The organism is Nocardiopsis sp. NPDC006198 (genome assembly GCF_040613895.1).
GTDB lineage: Bacteria > Actinomycetota > Actinomycetes > Streptosporangiales > Streptosporangiaceae > Nocardiopsis > Nocardiopsis tropica.
Genome location: NZ_JBEXSY010000132.1, coordinates 1 through 3,080, shown reverse-complemented (window position 1 = coordinate 3,080; position 3,080 = coordinate 1). Strand labels below are relative to the sequence as shown.

1 protein-coding gene is annotated in these 3,080 nt (G+C 69.8%); it reads right to left on the bottom strand.

Annotated features, from left to right (window positions below):
- Window positions 1-123 precede the first annotated feature (123 nt).
- Window positions 124-1,941, bottom strand: a complete 1,818-nt coding sequence (locus ABZ234_RS33910; RefSeq protein WP_355014767.1) for a calcineurin-like phosphoesterase family protein — start codon at window positions 1,939-1,941, stop codon at window positions 124-126.
- Window positions 1,942-3,080 lie beyond the last annotated feature (1,139 nt).

Below are 3,080 nucleotides of genomic sequence, written 5' to 3'. Positions count from 1 at the left end.
TTCCGTGCGGCGCCAGGAGGCCGTAGGCGTCCACGAGCTGTCGGCCGCCGACCAGCTCCACCACCCCGTCCACCGGCTCGGCGACCCGGTCGGGGTGGCGGCCCCCCGGGTGGAGGAGCCCCGTTACCGGCGCCCCACCACCTCGAACTCGATGGTGTCGGTGAACTCGCGGCCGTAGGAGTCGGTCGCGGTCACCTCGGCGGTGTGCTCACCGGTGCGCAGGTTCCTGGGGAGGTCGAACCGCCACAGGTGCATCGTCCGGTCGGCGAGGCTGCCGCCGTGGACCAGCTGCTGCGAGATCGCGTACGGGTCGGAGTACTCGACGCCGACGTTGACGTCCTCGCCCTCCATCTGCTGGGTACGCGTGGCCTCCCTGGTCCGCCCGCCGTCAATGCTCACCTCGACCGTCGAGCCGGTGGAGCCGAAGAAGAAGTTGGTCGTCAGCCAGCTCCCGCCCGCCAGGTCGGAGCGGTCGACCACCAGGGGCTCGTCCAGTTCGGGGGCCTCGCCCACGGGGTTGCGGTTCCACTCCTGTCGCTCCGCGAACCACTCGCGGTAGGTCGGGCTGTTGATGCCCAGCTGCGTCTGCACGTCGTCGGACTCACCGGTGACGGTGAAGCGCTCCTGGAACTCGTTGCCCTCGATGTCCAGCGTCACCAGTCCGGGGCGGCCGCCGTCGCGGCCGATCGCCGTCGGGTAGCCCTCCTCGCCGACCTCGCCGGAGTACCAGTCGCCCGAGATCGCGCCGGCGGTGATGTGCGGGAACGGCAGTCCCTCGACACCGAAGAGGGTGCGCCACCCCTCGACGTCGTCACCGGTCTTGAGGTTCTCGATGCTGTGGCTGTGGCCGGACAGCGCCACGGCCCTGCGCCCCTCCAGCAGCTCGTGCACGCGGCGGACCTGGTCGACCTGGTGCACCGGGGAGCTCTCGTCGGCGTAGTTGAGCAGGCCGATGTGGCCGGCGACCACGACGAGCTTGTCGCGGTCGACGTGCGCGAGGTCCTGTTCGAGCCACGCGAGCTGGTCGTCGTCGATGCGGCCGTTGTACGCCGGGCGGCCCTCCGGGTCCGCGCAGTGCTCGGCGATGCCCGCGGGGCTGTCCTCGGCCGCGGTGCACGGGTAGTCGACGGTGTTCAGCGCGACGACGTGCACGTCGCCGACGTCGAAGGAGTAGTACTCCGGCGCCAGCTGGGCGCGGAAGGTGTCGAAGGAGTGCTCGGAGTTCGGCGCGTCGAAGTCGAGGTCGTGGTTGCCCGGCAGGAAGCGGGCCGGACCGTTGGTCTCGGCGACCAGGTCCTTGATGGCGGGGTAGAGCGACAGGTCGTCGCCCACGACGTCGCCGACGAACAGGGTGCCGCAGCCGGCGTAGTCGTCGCGCTCGGCCAGGTCCCTGATGGCGCCGGCGCGCGCGTACTCGACTTCCTGCTCGTCGTAGGTCTGCAGGTCTCCGGCGATGACGCAGCTCTGGTCCGAGTCGCCGGTCTCCCCGCTCTCCACGACCGGGAAGTTGATCGCGGACGGCAGCGGTCCGGTGGGCTCGATGCCGCCGTAGCGCAGCTCCGGGGACCCCTCGGGCAGGTGGTTGTAGTGGAACTGCGGGATGTTGTGCTCGTCCATCGGCACCTGGTAGCCCGAGGGCTGCGTGATCGACACCGTCATGTTGTCGAACGCGGGCAGTTCGTAGCGGCCCCGCCGGTCGGTGCGGACCACGTCGCGGCCGTTGGTGACCACGACGCCGGCCAGGCCGTCCTCGCCGCGGTCGCTCACGCTGTTGCGGTTGGCGTCGACGAACACCCGGCCCGTCAGCACCGAGTCGTCGGCGGGCTGCGACCGGACGACCTCGATCCCGCCGCGGTAGGCGGCGTCGTCCCCGTTCTCCGACGGCTCTGCCGCGGCCGGGGCGGGGACCATGGTGATGGAACCGGCGATGGCAGCGGCCATCGAGGCCGTCATCGCGGTGCGAAAGTAACGGCGTGCCCTGGGGGCGCGCCGCGTCTGCGCATGTCGTGAATGGGGCGTTGGCATGCGGTTGCCTCCGATATGCGGGGGAGAGAAACCGGCCAGGGGGACCGGCGGGAAGCAACCTTTCTTGACAAGACTGAACAAGGAACCAGTTTCCGACCAACAGCCGACCACCGGACGGTGACGACTGGCACGACTCACCGGGCATTCCCCGACGAGTTCCCTCTTGTTGCGTTGCTGATGACCAGGTCCGCCCGCGTTTCCGATCCGATTTCCCCTGCGGGTTCTCCCACCGGAGGGATCGCGGCGTCGTCCGCGTTCCCGACATGCGCGCCGCCGATAAAACCGCGCGACCGGAACCAGGTCTGCGATCAGAACGTATACGCACGTCAGCCCAGGTGGAGGAGCGCAACTCCGTCATCGGCCGAGAAAACTCGGGAGCCGTGTTCGGGCGACACGTCCGCCGGGGTGCATTTCGTTTATGACCTGCGGTTCCGTTCTGATACGACTCCGGTCGGCATCACCCGGAGTGCGGCGGAACAGCCAATCGAATCAGAGGCCCGAAATGACACGGAGCCTCTCGACAGACCGGGCGTGCACTCGGTGAACTTCCGGAGGCCACTGCCCCGACAAGGGACCGCTCGCGAACGACCCGGACGGATTCGGCGGCCCTGCCCGGCTCGCGCATTGCCGCCGGATCCCCTGCGCCGCCGAGGCGCGGTTCCGGATTCCCCGGCGCCTCCACCAGTGACGCCGTGTCATGGGTTCACCCGTCAAAAAGTCACGGGAGAACGGTGACACGGTCCCACTGCCGGAGAACGGCGCAGGCAGGGGAGGGTGGCGTCATGTCCCCGGTCGGAGTCCGCGTGGCCCGTGTGCGGTCACAACAGGCCGCGCGACCCGACCCCACCGATCGCCAGAGAAGACCGCCGGGAGCCCACCCGCATGACCACTCACCGTACCCAGGGTCCGCCCTCCACCCCCGGCACCGGGCCCCCTGTGCATTCGACCCCCCTCACCGAACGGGCCCTGGCCCCGGACCTGGCCCGCGGCATGATGCTGCTGCTGATCGCGCTGGCCCACGTGCCCTGGTTCATCTACGACGCCCCCGCCGGCCT

Coding starts and splice junctions, on each gene's coding strand:
- ABZ234_RS33910 (WP_355014767.1), bottom strand. CDS start 1,941: ATGGCCGCTGCCATCGCCGGTTCCATCACCATGGTCCCCGCCCCGGCC.